The sequence below is a fragment of the Cupriavidus sp. HPC(L) genome, assembly GCF_000307735.3.
Taxonomy (GTDB): domain Bacteria; phylum Pseudomonadota; class Gammaproteobacteria; order Burkholderiales; family Burkholderiaceae; genus Cupriavidus.
On sequence record NZ_AMPR02000002.1, the window covers coordinates 1 to 17,380 of the forward strand.

The window sequence follows — 17,380 nt, forward strand, 5'->3', positions numbered from 1 at the left end:
GTCACGTTGAGCACGCTCGCCACCGCCCGGGGTCTGCGGATCGCGCTGTTCCAGCCGCAGCCCGTGGCGGCGGGCGAGGACTTCGCCCGGATTCCGCTGAAGCTGCGCGTCCACGGCGGCTATCGCGAAATCACGGCCTGGCTGGCCGATATCGCGGCCCTGCCGAGGCTGGTGACGCTGCAGTCGATGCAGCTGGCAGCCGGCAAGGGCGGCAGCCAGGGCGGCGGGCTGACGATGGAGGCGGTCGCGCTGGCCTACCGCGCGCTCGATGCGGCCGAACGCGAGGCGCAGCAGCGGGCGGCGCGCACACCGCGCGGGAAAGCCGCGGCCCAGGCCGTGCCGCCGGTGGCATGGACTCCCACGCCGCCGGACTCGCCACCTCTCTTGCCTCTGCTCGACGCGAACCATGCCGGCGACACTGACCTGGCGGCGGGGGACCCCTTTACCTACGCGCGGCTGCTTGCGCCCCAATTCGCGCCGCCGGACGATTGGCTCGCCGATCGGCGTCAGGCGCGGGCGCGCGAGCCGCTCGAGGCGTATGCGCTGGAGCAGTTGCGGATGGTCGGCAGCCTGCACGGCGCGGGCCGCGCCTACGGCCTGGTGCGGGTCGATGGCGTCGGCGCGGACGGCCTGGTCGCGGCGCTGCAGGTCGGACAGCGTGTGGGGCGCCACGATGGCGTCGTGGTGCGCATTGAACGGGACGAGATCGTGCTGCGCGAGCGCGTCTGGAACGGAGAGGATCGATGGATCGAAACGACGTCCCGCCTCGCGCTCGATGCGCCGGCGTGAACGCGCGCCTGCGGAGGGGGCTGACGCCGCGGATGGCGGTCGCGCTGGCGTTGGCCATGCCATGGGCGATTCCGCTGCGCGCGCTGGCCGTGCCCACGGTCGAGGCGCCGGCGGCCGACGCCGCGCCTTCCGCTTCGCCTTCGCCTTCGCCTTCGCCCGCGCCCACCCGCGAGCGCCTGTCCCTGAATTTCCAGCGCGTCGATGTCCGCGCGCTGCTGCAGGTCTTCGCCGACTTCACCGATCTGAACGTGGTCGCCAGCGACAGCGTGCAGGGCAATCTGACGCTGCGGCTCAAGGACGTGCCGTGGGAGCAGGCGCTGCGCATCGTGCTCGATGCCAAGGGACTGGCGTCGCGGCGCGACGGCAATGTGCTGTGGGTCGCGCCGCGCGCCGAGCTCGCGGCGCGGGACAGGCAGGAGCTGGAGGCCCGGCAGCAACTGGCCGACCTGGAGCCGGTCGGCAGCCAGGTGTTCCAGCTGAACTATCAGCGTGCGGACGATGTCCGCCGGCTGCTGCTCGGCAGCGGATCCACGGCGCCGGCGGCGAGCGCGGGGCCATACGGCGGTTCGCAAGGGCACGGCGCATCGGCGGGCGCCTCCCCGCTGCGGCTGCTGTCCCGCCGCGGCAGCCTGACCGCCGACGCGCGCACCAACCAGCTGTTCGTCGCGGACCTGCCCGAACGGCTGCAGCAGATCGCCGCCTTCCTGGCCCGCATCGACGTGCCGGTGCGCCAGGTCATCATCGAGGCCCGCATCGTCGAGGCCGACGACAAGTTCAGCCGCAACCTGGGCGTCAAGCTGAGCTTTGCCGCGCAATACGGGCGCGGCCGCGTCGCCGATACCCTGTCCGACGTGATGCCCGGCGCGGCGGGGCAGCCGGGCCCGTTGCTCAGCCTGCCGGCCGGCGCGCTGCATGGCGCCGATCCGGGCCACCTGGCGGTCAGCCTGTTCAACAGCGCGGCCAGCCGTTTCGTCGCGCTGGAGCTGTCGGCGCTGGAGGCCGACGGCAAGGGCAAGATCGTGTCGAGCCCGCGCGTGGTCACCACCAACAACATCAAGGCACTGATCGAGCAGGGCACCGAGTTGCCGTACCAGGCGGCCACCTCCAGCGGCGCGACCTCGGTGCAGTTCCGCAAGGCCAATCTGAAGCTGGAGGTGACGCCGCAGATCACGCCCGAGGGCCAGGTGCTGCTCGACGTCGACGTCAGCAAGGACAGCGTCGGCGTGCAGACGACGCAGGGCTTCGCGATCGATACCAGGCACGTGCAGACCCAGGTGCTGCTCGAGAACGGCGGCACGGCGGTGATCGGCGGCATCTATACGCGCGCCGAGCGCGGCGACGCCGCCAAGGTGCCGCTGCTCGGCGATATCCCGGTGCTCGGCCGGTTGTTCGGCAGCCGCGCGGTCTGGCGCGACCGCACCGAGCTGCTGGTCTTCCTGACGCCGCGCATCCTGCATGATGCCGGCGCGCCGGGCCGCGGCCATTCACGCGACCCGCCCGGCGCGATGCAGTAGACTGAGGCCCGCAATGCAGCGTCGGCGCTGGCCTGCGGCAGGAGCTGGCGATATTCGCCGGCGATTCGCCGCTGGAGCGGGCCGCGCGGCTGCACGGGTCTTGCCCCGCCGGGCCCGACATAAGAAGATGATGCCGTTTCCAACCCGCGAGCCGCCTGCAGAGCGCCGATCGGCTCGCCGCGAATCCGTGACCGCTTCCCGTCCGAACCTTTTTTTCGTCGGCCTGATGGGCGCCGGCAAGACCACTGTCGGCCGCACCGTGGCCCGCCGCATCGGCTATTCCTTCTTCGATTCCGACCATGAGATCGAGGCGCGCTGCGGCGTTCGCATCCCGGTGATCTTCGATCACGAAGGGGAGAGCGGCTTTCGCGACCGCGAGGCGCAGATGATCGACGAGCTGACGCAGCGCCAGGGCATCGTGCTGGCGACCGGCGGCGGCGCGGTGCTGCGGCCCGAGAACCGCAGCCGGCTGAAGGCGCGCGGCACCGTGGTCTACCTGCGCGCCAGCCCGCACGACCTGTGGCTGCGCACGCGGCACGACCGCAACCGGCCGCTGCTGCAGACGCAGGACCCGAAGGCGCGCCTGGAGGCGCTGTATGCCGAGCGCGATCCGCTCTATCGCGAGGTCGCCGATTTCGTCATCGAGACCGGCAAGCCCTCGGTAGCCCAGCTTGCTAATATGGTGCTGATGCAACTCGAGATGTCCGGCTGGATCGCCGCGGCGGCCGGCGGCAACGATCCCCGCAACGATGTTCCCGACGATGCCCGCAGCGATGCCGGCATCGAGCCGGCCCAAGATACCAAGACCGATGATCACGCTTGAAGTCGACCTGGGAGAGCGCAGCTATCCCATCCATATCGGCGCGGACCTGCTGGACCGCGCCGATCTGCTGGCCCCCCATATCCGTGGCCGCCACGCCGTCATTGTCACCAACGAGACCGTCGGTCCGCTGTACGCGGCGCGCGTCGAAGCCACGCTGGCCGGTCTCGGCAAGATCGTGCGCACGGTGACGCTGCCCGACGGCGAGTCGTTCAAGCACTGGCAGACGCTGAACCTGATCTTCGATGCGCTGCTCGCCGCCGGCGCCGACCGCAAGACCACGCTGATCGCGCTCGGCGGCGGCGTGGTGGGCGACATGACCGGGTTTGCCGCGGCCTGCTACATGCGCGGTGTACCGTTCGTGCAGATGCCGACCACGCTGCTGGCCCAGGTCGATTCGTCGGTGGGGGGCAAGACCGGCATCAACCATCCGCTCGGCAAGAACATGATCGGCGCCTTCCACCAGCCGCAGGCGGTGATCGCCGATATCGGCACGCTGAAGACGCTGCCCCCGCGCGAACTGGCCGCGGGCCTGGCCGAGGTCATCAAGCATGGCGCGATCGCCGACGCCGACTACTTCAGCTGGATCGAGCAGCATATCGGCGCGCTCAACGCCTGCGACGCCGACATGATGGCGCTGGCCGTGCAGCGCTCCTGCGAGATCAAGGCCGCGGTGGTGGCCGCCGACGAGCGCGAGGGCGGCATCCGCGCCACGCTCAATTTCGGCCATACCTTCGGCCATGCAATCGAGGCCGGCATGGGCTACGGCGAGTGGCTGCACGGCGAAGCGGTCGGCTGCGGCATGGTGATGGCCGCGGGCCTGTCGCTGCGGCTGGGCTTCATCGACATCGAGACGCGCTCGCGCATCGAGCGGCTGGTGGCCGCCGCGATGCTGCCGGTCGTCGCGCCCGATCTCGGCGTGGACCGCTACATCGAACTGATGAAGGTCGACAAGAAGGCCGAGGCCGGCCAGATCAAGTTCATCCTGCTGAAGAAGCTCGGCGAGGCCTTGATCACCAGCGTGCCCGATGCCGACCTGCGCGCCACGCTGCAGCACGCCGTATTGAAACGTCCCGTCGAGGCACCGGTCGCGTAAGCGGTCGGCCATGCCTCGCAACCCTCAGACGATGCCCGCATCGCCCAACCGGATTGCCGCATGACCGATCTCGAAAGCCATCTCGCTCCCTATGCCGCGCACTCGGCGCAGTCGCGCGGGCGTGTCCATGTCGAACCGGCGTCGTCCTCGCGCAGCGAGTTCCAGCGCGACCGCGACCGCGTGATCCACAGCACCGCGTTCCGCCGGCTCGAATACAAGACGCAGGTCTTCGTCAATCACGAGGGCGACCTGTTTCGCACGCGGCTGACGCACAGCCTCGAGGTAGCGCAGATTGCCCGCTCGATCGCCCGCAACCTGCGGCTGAACGAGGACCTGGTCGAGGCGATCTCGCTGGCGCACGACCTCGGCCATACGCCGTTCGGCCACGCGGGCCAGGATGCGCTGAACGCCTGCATGAAGAACCACGGCGGCTTCGAGCACAACCTGCAGAGCCTGCTGGTGGTGGACGAGCTGGAGGAGCGCTACGGCGGCTTCAACGGCCTGAACCTGACGTTCGAGACGCGCGAGGGCATCCTGAAGCATTGCTCGCGCGTCAACGCCGCCGCGCTGGGCGAGCTGGGGCGGCGCTTCCTCGAGGGCACGCAGCCGTCGCTGGAGGCGCAGCTGGCCAACCTGGCCGACGAGATCGCCTACAACAACCACGACATCGACGACGGGCTGCGCTCGGGGCTGCTGACGCTCGAGCAGATGGACGAGGTGCCGATGTGGGGCCGTCACCGCGCCGAGGTCATCGCGGCCTATCCGGGCATCAACGGCCGCCGGCTGATCAACGAGACGGTCCGCCGGATGATCAACACGCTGATCGTCGACCTGATCGAGACGACTCGCCGCAATATCGCCGCCGCGCGCCCGGCCGATATCGACGCGGTGCGCGCCGCCGGGCCGCTGGTCGCCTTCAGCCCGACGGTCAGGGAGGAGGCGCAGGCGCTCAAGCGCTTCCTGTTCCGCCATCTGTACCGCCACTATCTGGTGATGCGGATGTCGGCCAAGGCCCAGCGCATCATCGGCGACCTGTTCGAAGCCTTCATGGGCGACCCGCGCCTGCTGCCGCCGCAATACCAGGCGGCCCACGGCGGCGATCAGCCGCGGCTGATCGCCCACTACATCGCCGGCATGACCGACCGCTACGCGATCCGGGAGCATCGGCGCATGTTCGCCGTCGGCGAGCAGAACTGATGGCCGGCCGGGGGGCCGCCCTCAAAAAATAGGGACAGATGAGCTATCATGGCGCCATCGCATTGACACGATGGCGCCATGGCTCGACTTCCCCGCTTCTCTCCGACCGGCCTGCCGGCACTGGTGTTGCAACGTGGCAACAACCGCCAGCCGGTCTTCCTTACCCCAGACGATTACCGCTTTTACCTCGACTGCCTGCGCATGGCCGCGCGCGAGCACGATCTGGCGGTGCACGCCTACGGGCTGCGGCCCAACCATATCCATCTGGTAGCGACGCCCCGGCGCGACGACGCGCTGAGCCTGACGATGCAGGCGGTGGGCCGCCGCTACGCCCGTTACTTCAATCGCGTCGCCAGCCGCACCGGCACGCTGTGGGAAGGGCGCTTCCGCTCCGCGGTGCTGGAGCCCGACGCCTGGCTGCTGCCGGCGATGCTCTATGTCGAAGGCAACGCCGTTCGCGCCGGCGAGGCGAACACGCCGGAGGAGGACCGCTGGAGCAGCCACCGCCATCACGTCGGCCTCGAGGCGAGTCCCTTTGTAAGCGATCACTCCGCCTACTGGGCGCTAGGCAATACCCCGTTCGAGCGCCAGTCGCGCTACCAGTCGCTGGCGGCGGAAGGGTTGTCGTCCTCGGCGCTGGCCGTGCTGCGCAAGCACGCGCACAGCGGCTGGCCGCTCGGCAACGAGGCCTTCCTGCGCGGCCTGGAGCGCCACGCGGACCGGCGCGTGCAGCCGCTGCCGAAGGGCCGGCCGAAGCGCGCACCGGCCGAACCCGATACTGCGGCGACGTCCTGACAAATTGTCACTTCATGGCCACCGGACGCCGCCCAGAAATGGTGCAATATTAATGTGTCCCCAATAAATGACCCTCACCAAAACAGGGCATCGGTTAATATGATCTGACCCCATTTTATTTTTTTGCGGGCCTCAGACGATTCTTTTATATTTGCTCCACCCACATTCATTGTGCGGCGCGTCACGTCCTGTGTACGCCGCTGCGGTCTCCTTCGCTGCCCACCACGTCCGCCCGGACTGCACGCGAACGCCGTTCCGGCCGATGCCACACGAGGCGCGCTGCCCTCACCGGAATCGAAGCCCGTGGACCAATCGCAATTCCCGCCGGCCGAGCAGGCCCAGCAGGCCCAACAGGCGCTGCAGACCCACGCCAGCGCCGAGCGCCCGCAGGCGCAAGGCATGTACGACCCCGCCAACGAGCATGACGCCTGCGGCGTCGGCATGGTCGCCCATATCAAGGGCAAGAAGAGCCACGAGATCATCCTGCAGGGCCTGAAGATCCTGGAGAACCTGGATCACCGCGGCGCGGTGGGCGCGGACCACCTGATGGGCGACGGCGCGGGCATCCTGATCCAGATTCCCGACCAGTTCTATCGCGAGGAAATGGCCAGGCAGGGCGTGACGCTGCCGCCGGCCGGCGAGTACGGCGTGGGCATGATCTTCCTGCCGAAGGAGCACGCCTCGCGGCTGGCCTGCGAACAGGAGCTCGAGCGCACCGTTCGCCTCGAGGGCCAGGTCGTGCTGGGCTGGCGCGACGTGCCGGTCGACGCGGCGATGCCGATGTCGCCGACGGTGCGCAAGACCGAGCCGGTGATCCGCCAGATCTTCATCGGCCGCGGCCGCGACATCATGACGACGGACGCGCTCGAGCGGAAGCTGTACGTGATCCGCAAGACCGCGAGCCACGCGATCCAGGCGCTCAAGCTCAAGCACGGCAAGGAATACTTCGTGCCGTCGATGTCGGCGCGCACCGTGGTCTACAAGGGCCTGCTGCTGGCCAACCAGGTCGGCCAGTACTACCGCGACCTGCAGGATGCGCGCGCCGTGTCGGCGCTGGCGCTGGTCCACCAACGCTTCTCGACCAACACCTTCCCGGCCTGGGAACTGGCGCACCCGTACCGGATGGTCGCCCACAACGGCGAAATCAACACGGTCAAGGGCAACGTCAACTGGATCAACGCGCGCACCGGCGCGATCTCGTCGCCGGTGCTGGGCGAGGACCTGCCCAAGCTGTGGCCGCTGATCTATCCGGGCCAGTCCGATACCGCGTCGTTCGACAACTGCCTCGAGCTGCTGACGATGGCCGGCTACCCGCTGGTCCACGCGATGATGATGATGATTCCGGAAGCGTGGGAGCAGCACACGCTGATGGACGACAACCGTCGCGCGTTCTACGAGTACCACGCCGCGATGATGGAGCCGTGGGACGGCCCCGCCGCGATCTGCTTCACCGACGGCCGCCAGATCGGCGCGACGCTGGACCGCAACGGCCTGCGTCCGGCGCGCTTCTACGTGACCGAGGACGACGTCGTGGTGCTGGCCTCCGAGGCCGGCGTGCTGCCGTTCCCCGAGTCGCGCGTGGTGCAGAAGTGGCGCCTGCAGCCGGGCAAGATGTTCCTGATCGATATGGAGCAGGGCCGCATCATCGACGACAAGGAACTGAAGGACAACCTGGCCAACGCCAAGCCTTACAAGAGCTGGATCGATGCCGTGCGCATCAAGCTCGACGAGATCGACGCGAAGCCCGAGGATGTCGCCTCCGAGGCCAAGCCCGCGGCCAAGCTGCTGGACCGCCAGCAGGCGTTCGGCTTCACGCAGGAGGACGTCAAGTTCCTGATGGCGCCGATGGCGCTGTCCGGCGAAGAGGCGACCGGCTCGATGGGCAACGACTCGCCGCTGGCGGTGCTGTCGTCCAAGAACAAGACGCTGTACCACTACTTCAAGCAGCTGTTCGCGCAGGTCACCAACCCGCCGATCGATCCGATCCGCGAGAACATGGTGATGTCGCTGGTGTCCTTCATCGGACCGAAGCCGAACCTGCTCGAGCTGAACAACATCAACCCGCCGATGCGCCTCGAAGTGTCCCAGCCGGTGCTGGACTTCAAGGACATCGCCAAGATCCGCAACATCGAGCACTACACCGGCGGCAAGTTCCGTTCGTACGAGCTCGACATCTGCTATCCGGCCCAGTGGGGCAAGGAAGGCATCGAGGCGCGCCTGGCGTCGCTGTGCGCCGAGGCCGTCGATGCGGTGAAGTCGGGCTACAACATCCTGATCGTGTCGGACCGCCGCGTCGATCCGTCGCACGTCGCGATCCCGGCGCTGCTGGCCACCTCGGCGATCCACCATCACCTGGTGGAAAAGGGCCTGCGCACGTCCACCGGCCTGGTGGTCGAGACCGGCTCGGCGCGGGAGGTCCATCACTTCGCGCTGCTGGCCGGCTACGGCGCCGAGGCGGTGCACCCGTACCTGGCGATGGAAACGCTGGCCGAGATGGCCGGCGGCCTGTCGGGCGACCTGTCGGCCGACAAGGCGATCAAGAACTTCATCAAGGCGATCGGCAAGGGCCTGCAGAAGGTGATGTCCAAGATGGGCATCTCGACCTACATGTCCTACACCGGCGCGCAGATCTTCGAGGCCATCGGCCTGTCGCGCGAGCTGGTGCAGAAGTACTTCCACGGTACCGCGTCGAACGTCGAGGGCATCGGCATCTTCGAGGTCGCCGAGGAAGCGCTGCGCCTGCACCGCGACGCCTTCGGCGACAGCCCGGTGCTGGAGAACATGCTGGACGCCGGTGGCGAATATGCGTTCCGCATCCGCGGCGAAGAGCATATGTGGACCCCGGACTCGATCGCCAAGCTGCAGCACTCGGTGCGCGCCAACGAGGGGCAGGGTGCGTACCAGACCTACAAGGAATACGCGAACCTGATCAACGACCAGAGCCGCCGCCACATGACGCTGCGCGGCCTGTTCGAGTTCAAGGTCGATCCGGCCAAGGCGATCCCGCTGGAGGAAGTCGAGCCGGCCAAGGAAATCGTCAAGCGCTTTGCCACCGGCGCGATGTCGCTCGGCTCGATCTCGACCGAGGCGCACACCACGCTGGCGATCGCGATGAACCGCATCGGCGGCAAGTCGAACACCGGCGAGGGCGGCGAGGACGAGAAGCGCTATCGCAACGAGCTGCGCGGCATTCCGATCAAGAACGGCGACACGCTCAAGAGCCTGCTGGGCGACGACGTGGTCGAGCGCGACATCGAGCTCAAGGACGGCGATTCGCTGCGCTCGAAGATCAAGCAGGTCGCCTCGGGCCGGTTCGGCGTGACCGCCGAATACCTGGCGTCGGCCGACCAGATCCAGATCAAGATGGCGCAGGGCGCCAAGCCTGGCGAGGGCGGCCAGCTGCCCGGCCACAAGGTGTCGGACTACATCGGCAAGCTGCGTTATTCGGTGCCGGGCGTCGGCCTGATCTCGCCGCCGCCGCACCACGACATCTATTCGATCGAGGATCTGGCGCAGCTGATCCACGACCTGAAGAACGTCAATCCGCAGGCCGACATCTCGGTCAAGCTGGTGTCCGAAGTGGGCGTGGGCACGGTCGCGGCGGGCGTCGCCAAGGCCAAGGCCGACCACGTGGTGATCGCCGGCCATGACGGCGGCACCGGCGCTTCGCCGTGGTCGTCGATCAAGCACGCCGGCACGCCGTGGGAGCTGGGCCTGGCCGAGACGCAGCAGACGCTGATGCTCAACGGCCTGCGCAACCGCATCCGCGTGCAGGCCGACGGCCAGATGAAGACCGGCCGCGACGTCGTGATCGGCGCGCTGCTGGGCGCCGACGAGTTCGGCTTCGCCACCGCGCCGCTGGTCGCCGAGGGCTGCATCATGATGCGCAAGTGCCATCTGAATACCTGCCCGGTCGGCGTCGCCACGCAGGACCCGGTGCTGCGCGCGAAATTCCAGGGCAAGCCCGAGCACGTCGTCAATTTCTTCTTCTTCGTCGCCGAGGAAGCGCGCGAGATCATGGCGCAGCTGGGCATCCGCACCTTCGACGAGCTGATCGGCCGCGCCGACCTGCTCGACACCCGTGCCGGCATCGAGCACTGGAAGGCGCGCGGCCTGGACTTCTCGCGCATCTTCTATCAGCCGCCGTTCCCGGGCGACCAGCCGCGTTTCCACACCGATACGCAGGACCACGGCCTGGCGCCGGAATCGGGCAAGGCGCTGGACCACGTGCTGATCGCCAAGTCGCGCGCGGCCATCGACAAGGGTGAACGGGTGTCGTTCATCCAGCCGATCAAGAACGTCAACCGGACCGTCGGCGCGATGCTGTCGGGCACGGTGGCGCGCCAGTACGGCCATGAGGGCCTGCCGGACGACACCATCCACATCCAGCTGCAGGGCACCGCGGGCCAGTCGTTCGGCGCGTTCCTCGCGCACGGCATCACGCTGGACCTGGTGGGCGACGCCAACGACTACGTGGGCAAGGGCCTGTCGGGCGGCCGCGTGATCGTGCGCACGCCGCACGAGTTCCGCGGCGATCCGACCCGCAACATCATCGTCGGCAACACCGTGCTGTACGGCGCGATCGCGGGCGAGGCCTTCTTCAACGGCGTCGCGGGCGAGCGCTTCGCGGTGCGCAACTCGGGCGCCGTCGCGGTGGTCGAGGGCACCGGCGACCATGGTTGCGAGTACATGACCGGCGGCACCGTGGTGGTGCTGGGCGCCACCGGCCGCAACTTCGCGGCCGGCATGTCGGGCGGCGTGGCCTACGTCTACGACGAGGACGGCCTGTTCGACAAGCGCTGCAACACCTCGATGGTCGCGCTCGAAGCGGTGCTGGGCGCCGCCGACCAGGAGAAGGGCCAGAGCGCGGCCAGCTGGCACAAGTTCGGCGGCAAGCGCCAGCTGGACGAGGTGATCCTGCGCGGCCTCATCGAGCAGCACTTCCGCTTCACCGGCTCGGAGCGCGCCAAGGCGCTGCTGTCGGACTGGACCACGGCGCGCCGCAAGTTCGTCAAGGTCTTCCCGACCGAGTACAAGCGGGCGCTGGGCGAGATGTACGCCAAGGAACAGGCCGCGCGCGACAGCGACCGCGAGGCGATTGCCGCCTGAGGGCGGGCCCCGCAGCCGGGACGGCGCGGGCGGCAACGGTGGCGAATCGCTGCCGCCGCGCGGTCCACCACACCACTATGACCTCACAACGGGGCGCGCGCGTCGCGCTGCGCCCCGAGCACAACCCAAGGAAGCGACATGGGCAAGGCGACTGGCTTTCTCGAATTTCCGCGCCAGAGCGAGAGTTACGAACCGGCACCGAAGCGGGTCCGGCATTACAAGGAATTCGTGTTCCGGCTGAGCGACAACGAAGCCAAGGTGCAGGGCGCGCGCTGCATGGACTGCGGCATCCCGTTCTGCAACAACGGCTGCCCGGTCAACAACATCATCCCGGACTTCAACGACCTGGTGTATCGCCAGGACTGGAAGTCGGCGATCGACGTGCTGCACCAGACCAACAACTTCCCCGAATTCACCGGCCGCATCTGCCCGGCGCCGTGCGAGGCCGCCTGCACGCTCGGCATCAATGAAGACCCGGTCGGCATCAAGTCGATCGAGCGCGCGATCGGCGACAAGGCGTGGGAAGAGGATTGGGTCAAGCCGCAGCCGCCCGCGCACAAGACCGGCAAGACGGTGGCCGTGGTCGGCTCGGGCCCCGCGGGCCTGGCGGCCGCGCAGCAGCTCGCTCGCGCCGGCCACGACGTCACCGTGTTCGAGAAGAACGACCGCATCGGCGGCCTGCTGCGCTACGGCATCCCCGACTTCAAGCTGGAGAAGGCGCTGATCGACCGCCGCATGACGCAGATGCAGGCCGAGGGCGTGACCTTCCGCGCCGGCGTGATGGTGACCGACGGCAAGCTGCCGGCCGGCATCAAGAACTACGCGCGCGAAACGATCTCGGCGCAGGAGCTGATGGACCAGTTCGACGCGGTCGTGCTGGCCGGCGGCGCCGAAGTGCCGCGCGATCTGCCGGTGCCGGGGCGCGAGCTGCAGGGCGTGCATTTCGCGCTGGAATTCCTGATTCCGCAGAACAAGGAAGTGGCCGGCGACGGCCCCAACGAGATCCGCGCCGACGGCAAGCACGTGGTGGTGATCGGCGGCGGCGATACCGGCTCGGACTGCGTCGGCACCTCGAACCGCCATGGCGCCGTCTCGGTGACCCAGTTCGAACTGCTGCCGCAGCCGCCGGAAGAGGAGAACAAGCCGCTGGTGTGGCCGTACTGGCCGATCAAGCTGCGCACCTCGTCGTCGCACGAGGAAGGCTGCGAGCGCGACTGGTCGGTGGCGACCAAGGAATTCATCGGCGAGAACGGCAAGGTTACCGCGCTGAAGGCGTGCCGCGTCGAATGGAAGGACGGCCGCATGCAGGAAGTGCCCGACAGCGAGTTCGTGCTGAAGGCCGACCTGGTGCTGCTGGCGATGGGCTTCACCAACCCGGTGGGCTCGATGCTGGAAGCGTTCGGTGTCGACACCGATGCGCGCAAGAACGCCAGGGCGTCGACCGAAGGCGAGCGCGCCTACTTCACCAATGTGCCGAAGGTGTTCGCCGCTGGCGACGTGCGCCGCGGCCAGTCGCTGGTGGTCTGGGCGATCCGCGAAGGCCGCCAGGCCGCACGCTCGGTCGATGCCTTCCTGATGGGGCATTCGGAACTGCCGCGCTGATTGGCGCTGGCGCGGGGGAAGGGCCCGGTTGCCCTCTCCCCGACCCTCTCCCGCAAGCGGGAGAGGCAGAACCCAGCAAGGAGAGGACGAGCGCCACAGGTTCGCCTACGTATCGTCCGCTGTAGGGGTGGCTCCCCTCTCCCGCTTGCGGGAGAGGGGCCGGGGGAGAGGGGCCGGGGGAGAGGGCAGCGGGCGGACGCCACGCCACCGCCATTCAACCGTACCCGCCGATCTCCCTCCCCATCACCACCGCCCCCTTCCCATAGCGCGACAGCCTGGTCGCCGCTTCCCCCACAAGCGCCACCGGCGCGTAGCCCAGCTGCTGCCACCAGCGCGCCGCGCTCTGGACCGCGATCAGCCGCGAGCAGCGCAGGCCCGCCTGCATCGCATGCTGCCGCGCCTTCGCATAGAGCCGTTTCGCCAGCCCTTGCCCTTGTCCCGCAGGCGCGACCGCCATGTCGTGGATGAACCAGCTCAGGGTTTGGTCTGCGGCCCCATCGTGCCGCAGCACGCCGTCGAGCGGCGGCAGCGTCTCGCGCGGCCACGGATGGGTCAGCAGATAGGCGGCAAGCCGTTGCGGCGCATCGGCGTGCGCGGCGACCCAGCATAGCGTCGGCGCCAGCGCCAGCCGGCTGGCCAGCGCGTCGGCCGATTCGATCAGTTCGGGGCGGTAGCACTGCGCCTGCACCGCCAGCACTTCGGGCAGATCGGCCGCCGCCATCGGCCGCAACAGGAAATCGGACATGGCGCGGATTATAGGGCGCCCCGGGGAGGCGTCCGGGCGATACGCCGCCGCACAATGTGCTTCCGGGTTGACCCGGCTATGGTTAACGCGGTTTGTGCTGGCCGGAAGCGGCTTCGTACAATCGTCCCAAGCAAGAACAACGCTGCCTCGCTCACCCCTGTCAGCCAATCCAGGCGCCCGCCAGCGCGGCGCCCCGGAGGATCTTGATGCCCGAAGTACGCATGCTTGCGCGGCTTTGGCGAGGTAAGGCGACGTTGCGCTTCCCCGCCGTGACGGCGACCGGCGCACCTGGCGCGCGACCGCACGCCGCCGCAGGTCCCGGGCGCGCGGTGGTCGTGATGTGTCTTCTGTCGGCTCTCCTCGGCCCGGTCAGCGACGCGCTGGCCGCCCCGCCGGCCGCCCAGTCCAGCGCGCAGCCAACCGCGCCTTCCGCCGCGCCATCGGGCGCCACCGGGCGCTCCGCCTCGATGTCGTTCCCCGCCCGTCCGCTGCGGCTGGTCGTGCCGTTTCCGGCCGGCGGCGTGCCGGACGCCATCGCGCGCACGCTGGCCGAGAAGCTGACCGCCAAGTTGGGCGTGCCGGTCGAGGTCGACAATCGCCCCAGCGCCAACGGCACCACCGCCGGCGACGTGGTGGCCAAGGCCAGTTCCGACGGCCATACGCTGCTGCTGCACCAGTCCACGATGCTGATCCAGTCCGGCGTCGAGCCGCTGCCTTACGACGTGGTGCGCGATTTCACGCCGGTGGCGCGCGTGGCGGCGATGCCGCTGTTCCTGGTGATCGACGCCCGGCTGCCGATCCGCACGCCCCAGCAATGGATCGCCGCGGTGCGCGCCAATCCCGGCGCCTACAGCGTGGGCACCGCCCAGGCCGGCACGCCGGCGCACCTGTATGCCGAATACGCGGTGCGCGGCATCCCCAACGGCGTGCCGCTGGTCACCGCCAAGGGCGAGGCGGCACTGGTGCAGGAGATGCTGGCGGGCCGGATCAGCGCCTGCTTCTGCAATTTCGCGCCGGTCCAGCAGCATGTGCGGGAGGGCACGCTGCGGCTGCTCGGCGTGGCCGGATCGGCCCGTTCGCCGCTGGCGCCGGGTGTGCCGACTCTTCACGAGAGTGGACTCGACGGCTACGGCGCGGGTCCGTGGCTAGGCGTGCTGGCGCCGGCCAAGACGCCGCGAGCCATCGTCGCCAGGCTGGCCACGGTGCTGGACGAGGTCGTGCGCGAGGGCGACGTCGCGCGCCGGCTGGAATCGGTCGGGCTGACGCCGCTGCGCGACTCGCCCGAGGCCTTCGCCACCTCGATCCGCTCGGAATCGATCCAGTGGCAGGTGATCCTGCGCCAGGCCGGCCGGCCGGTCGAACCTTGAGTCGGGAGAGGCGTCCGCGGGCGCGTCCGCCGGGCCTCGACCCGGGTGTCCGCCCCTTCGTCGCTCGATAGTGCACGTCGCGCTGCCCTGCAGCATTTCATCGCGGGCGCATTGCCCGGCACGCGAACGGACGAGTATAGGTATTAGCACTTATAATGCCGACCGTCTCTAGCGCGATGCCAACGTGACCCAAACCACACCCAACCTCGTCGAGCTGCAAGCGGTCGACTTCGCCTATGCGGCGGGCGGCAAGCCCATCCTGTCGGGCCTGTCCATGCGGATTCCGCGCGGCAAGGTCGTCGCGGTCATGGGCGGCTCCGGCTGCGGCAAGACCACCGTGCTGCGGCTGATCGGCGGCCAGGTGCGGCCGCAGCGCGGCCACGTCCGCTTTGACGGCGCCGATATTCCGGCGCTGGACCGCGCGGGCCTGTATGCGGCGCGGCGGCAGATGGGGATGCTGTTCCAGTTCGGCGCGCTGTTTACCGACCTGTCGGTGTTTGACAACGTCGCCTTTCCGCTGCGCGAACACACCGACCTGCCCGAGTCGATGATCCGCGACCTGGTGCTGATGAAGCTCAACGCGGTGGGCCTGCGCGGCGCGCGCGACCTGATGCCGGCGCAGATCTCCGGAGGCATGGCGCGGCGCGTGGCGCTGGCGCGCGCGATCGCCCTCGATCCCTCGCTGCTGATGTACGACGAGCCTTTTGCCGGGCTCGATCCCATTTCGCTGGGCCTGACCGCGCGCCTGATCCGCACGCTGAACGACGCGCTCGGCGCCACCACGATCATCGTGTCGCACGACGTGCACGAGACCTTCCAGATCGCCGACTACGTGTATTTCATCGCCGAGGGCCGCATCGCGGCGGAAGGGGAGCCCGAGGCGCTGCGCGCGTCGACCGACCCCTTCGTCCACCAGTTCGTGCATGCCGAGGCCGACGGCCCGGTGCCGTTCCACTACGGCGGGCCCTCGCTCGCCGAGGACTTCGTCGGCGGGGCGGGACGGTAATGGGCGCGCTCTACAACGCCATCGCGATGATCGGCTCGGCGGTGCGCCAGACCGTCGAGGGCCTGGGCATGGCCACGCGGATGTTCTTCGCGATGCTGGCGATGTCGCCGTCGATGCTGCGGCGCTTCCGGCTGGTATCGGACCAGATCTTTTTCGTCGGCAACCTGTCGCTGGTGATCATCGCGGTGTCGGGACTGTTCGTCGGCTTCGTGCTGGGTCTGCAGGGCTACTACACGCTGAACCGCTACGGCTCCGAACAGGCGCTGGGGCTGCTGGTCGCGCTGTCATTGGTACGCGAGTTGGGGCCGGTGGTGACCGCGCTGCTGTTCGCCGGCCGCGCCGGCACCTCGCTGACCGCCGAGATCGGCCTGATGAAGGCGGGCGAGCAGCTGACCGCGATGGAAATGATGGCGGTGAACCCGCTGCAGCGCGTGGTCGCGCCCCGCTTCTGGGCGGGCGTGATCGCGATGCCGGTGCTGGCGGCGATCTTCAGCGCGGTCGGCATCCTCGGCGGCTACATCGTCGGCGTGCAGCTGATCGGCGTCGACGCCGGCGCGTTCTGGTCGCAGATGCAGGGCGGCGTCGATGTGCGCGACGACGTGCTGAACGGCGTCATCAAGAGCTTTATCTTCGGCATTGCCGTGACGTTTATCGCCTTGTACCAGGGCTACGAGGCCAAGCCGACGCCCGAGGGCGTGTCGCGCGCCACCACCCGCACCGTGGTGATCGCGTCGCTCGCCGTGCTGGGGCTCGATTTCCTGCTGACGGCGCTGATGTTCAGTACCTGAGCCCCGCATGGGCGCCGTCGCATCCCGCTGGTTGAACTAGAGAATTCCGATGAGAAAGAACGCACTCGATTTCTGGGTGGGGCTGTTCGTGGTGGCCGGCTTCGTGGCCCTGCTGTTCCTCGCGCTGAAGGCCGGCAACATGAGCGCCTTCACCTTCGAGGACACCTACACCGTGCAGGCCCGCTTCGACAATATCGGCGGGCTGAAGGCGCGCGCGCCGGTCAAGAGCGCCGGCGTGGTGGTCGGCCGCGTCGCCCAGATCAGCTTCGACGACAAGAACTACCAGGCCACGGTGACGATGCACCTGGAGCAGCGCTACCAGTTTCCCAAGGACACGTCGGCCAAGATCCTGACGTCGGGGCTGCTGGGCGAGCAATACATCGGCCTCGAAGCGGGCGGCGACACCGCAATGCTGGCCGACGGCGCGCGGATCACGATGACCCAGTCGGCCGTGGTGCTGGAGAATTTGATCGGGCAGTTCCTATACAACAAGGCGGCCGATGCAGGCGGCACGGGAGCGGAGAAATGAGGGGTTTGGGAGTACACGGGCGC

The 17,380-nt window shown here is 68.7% G+C and carries 12 protein-coding genes and 1 pseudogene; 12 read left to right on the top strand and 1 reads right to left on the bottom strand.

Annotation, left to right across the window (positions count from 1 at the left end; genetic code table 11):
* From B551_RS25045 to B551_RS00650, 8 genes and pseudogenes are all read left to right on the top strand, one after another.
* A partial coding sequence (locus B551_RS25045) for a pilus assembly protein PilP (RefSeq protein ID WP_157071885.1) occupies positions 1–789 on the top strand: 789 nt, incomplete at its 5' end.
* 155 nt (positions 790–944) lie between these two features.
* Positions 945–2,303 (top strand): annotated as a pseudogene (locus tag B551_RS00620) (type IV pilus secretin PilQ); the annotation flags it as partial.
* A 187-nt stretch (positions 2,304–2,490) separates the two neighbouring features.
* On the top strand, positions 2,491–3,126 hold the full coding sequence (aroK, locus tag B551_RS00625; RefSeq protein WP_023263292.1) for a shikimate kinase AroK: 636 nt from the start codon (positions 2,491–2,493) through the stop codon (positions 3,124–3,126).
* Positions 3,113–4,219 carry a 3-dehydroquinate synthase gene (aroB, locus tag B551_RS00630; RefSeq protein ID WP_006578483.1) on the top strand — a complete coding sequence of 369 codons (1,107 nt, stop codon included), beginning with the start codon at positions 3,113–3,115 and terminating at the stop codon, positions 4,217–4,219. The genes aroK and aroB overlap by 14 nt, the downstream gene beginning before the upstream one ends.
* A gap of 60 nt (positions 4,220–4,279) precedes the next feature.
* Entirely contained in the window at positions 4,280–5,416 is a 1,137-nt protein-coding gene (locus B551_RS00635; RefSeq protein ID WP_006578484.1) for a deoxyguanosinetriphosphate triphosphohydrolase, read from the top strand.
* Positions 5,417–5,494: 78 nt separating this feature from the next.
* On the top strand, positions 5,495–6,211 hold the full coding sequence (locus B551_RS00640; protein WP_006578485.1) for a transposase: 717 nt from the start codon (positions 5,495–5,497) through the stop codon (positions 6,209–6,211).
* A 303-nt stretch (positions 6,212–6,514) separates the two neighbouring features.
* A complete protein-coding gene (locus B551_RS00645; RefSeq protein ID WP_006578486.1) occupies positions 6,515–11,320 on the top strand; it encodes a glutamate synthase-related protein in 4,806 nt (1,601 codons plus the stop codon).
* A gap of 138 nt (positions 11,321–11,458) precedes the next feature.
* Complete coding sequence (locus tag B551_RS00650) at positions 11,459–12,922, top strand: glutamate synthase subunit beta (RefSeq protein WP_006578487.1); 1,464 nt, start codon at positions 11,459–11,461, stop codon at positions 12,920–12,922.
* Between the two features lie 214 nt (positions 12,923–13,136).
* Here B551_RS00650 and B551_RS00655 read toward each other — a convergent pair whose 3' ends face one another.
* Positions 13,137–13,667: a GNAT family N-acetyltransferase gene (locus B551_RS00655; RefSeq protein ID WP_023263293.1), complete on the bottom strand. Its 531-nt coding sequence runs from the start codon at positions 13,665–13,667 to the stop codon at positions 13,137–13,139.
* 206 nt (positions 13,668–13,873) lie between these two features.
* Between B551_RS00655 and B551_RS00660 the strand changes: the two genes are divergently transcribed.
* From B551_RS00660 to mlaD, 4 genes are all read left to right on the top strand, one after another.
* Positions 13,874–15,034: a tripartite tricarboxylate transporter substrate binding protein gene (locus tag B551_RS00660; RefSeq protein WP_043436570.1), complete on the top strand. Its 1,161-nt coding sequence runs from the start codon at positions 13,874–13,876 to the stop codon at positions 15,032–15,034.
* Positions 15,035–15,218: 184 nt separating this feature from the next.
* Positions 15,219–16,040, top strand: coding sequence for an ABC transporter ATP-binding protein (locus B551_RS00665; RefSeq protein WP_006575759.1), 822 nt, complete (start codon positions 15,219–15,221; stop codon positions 16,038–16,040).
* Positions 16,040–16,828, top strand: a complete 789-nt coding sequence (mlaE, locus tag B551_RS00670) for a lipid asymmetry maintenance ABC transporter permease subunit MlaE (RefSeq protein ID WP_023263295.1) — start codon at positions 16,040–16,042, stop codon at positions 16,826–16,828. Before B551_RS00665 ends, mlaE begins: the two co-directional genes overlap by 1 nt.
* A gap of 49 nt (positions 16,829–16,877) precedes the next feature.
* Positions 16,878–17,357 (top strand): outer membrane lipid asymmetry maintenance protein MlaD, encoded by a 480-nt coding sequence (gene mlaD, locus B551_RS00675; protein WP_006575761.1) that lies wholly within the window; start codon positions 16,878–16,880, stop codon positions 17,355–17,357.
* The last annotated feature ends 23 nt before the right edge of the window (positions 17,358–17,380 follow it).

Coding starts and splice junctions, on each gene's coding strand:
- B551_RS00660 (WP_043436570.1), top strand. CDS start 13,874: ATGCCCGAAGTACGCATGCTTGCGCGGCTTTGGCGAGGTAAGGCGACG.
- B551_RS00640 (WP_006578485.1), top strand. CDS start 5,495: ATGGCTCGACTTCCCCGCTTCTCTCCGACCGGCCTGCCGGCACTGGTG.
- aroB (WP_006578483.1), top strand. CDS start 3,113: ATGATCACGCTTGAAGTCGACCTGGGAGAGCGCAGCTATCCCATCCAT.
- B551_RS00655 (WP_023263293.1), bottom strand. CDS start 13,667: ATGTCCGATTTCCTGTTGCGGCCGATGGCGGCGGCCGATCTGCCCGAA.
- mlaE (WP_023263295.1), top strand. CDS start 16,040: ATGGGCGCGCTCTACAACGCCATCGCGATGATCGGCTCGGCGGTGCGC.
- B551_RS00650 (WP_006578487.1), top strand. CDS start 11,459: ATGGGCAAGGCGACTGGCTTTCTCGAATTTCCGCGCCAGAGCGAGAGT.
- B551_RS00635 (WP_006578484.1), top strand. CDS start 4,280: ATGACCGATCTCGAAAGCCATCTCGCTCCCTATGCCGCGCACTCGGCG.
- mlaD (WP_006575761.1), top strand. CDS start 16,878: ATGAGAAAGAACGCACTCGATTTCTGGGTGGGGCTGTTCGTGGTGGCC.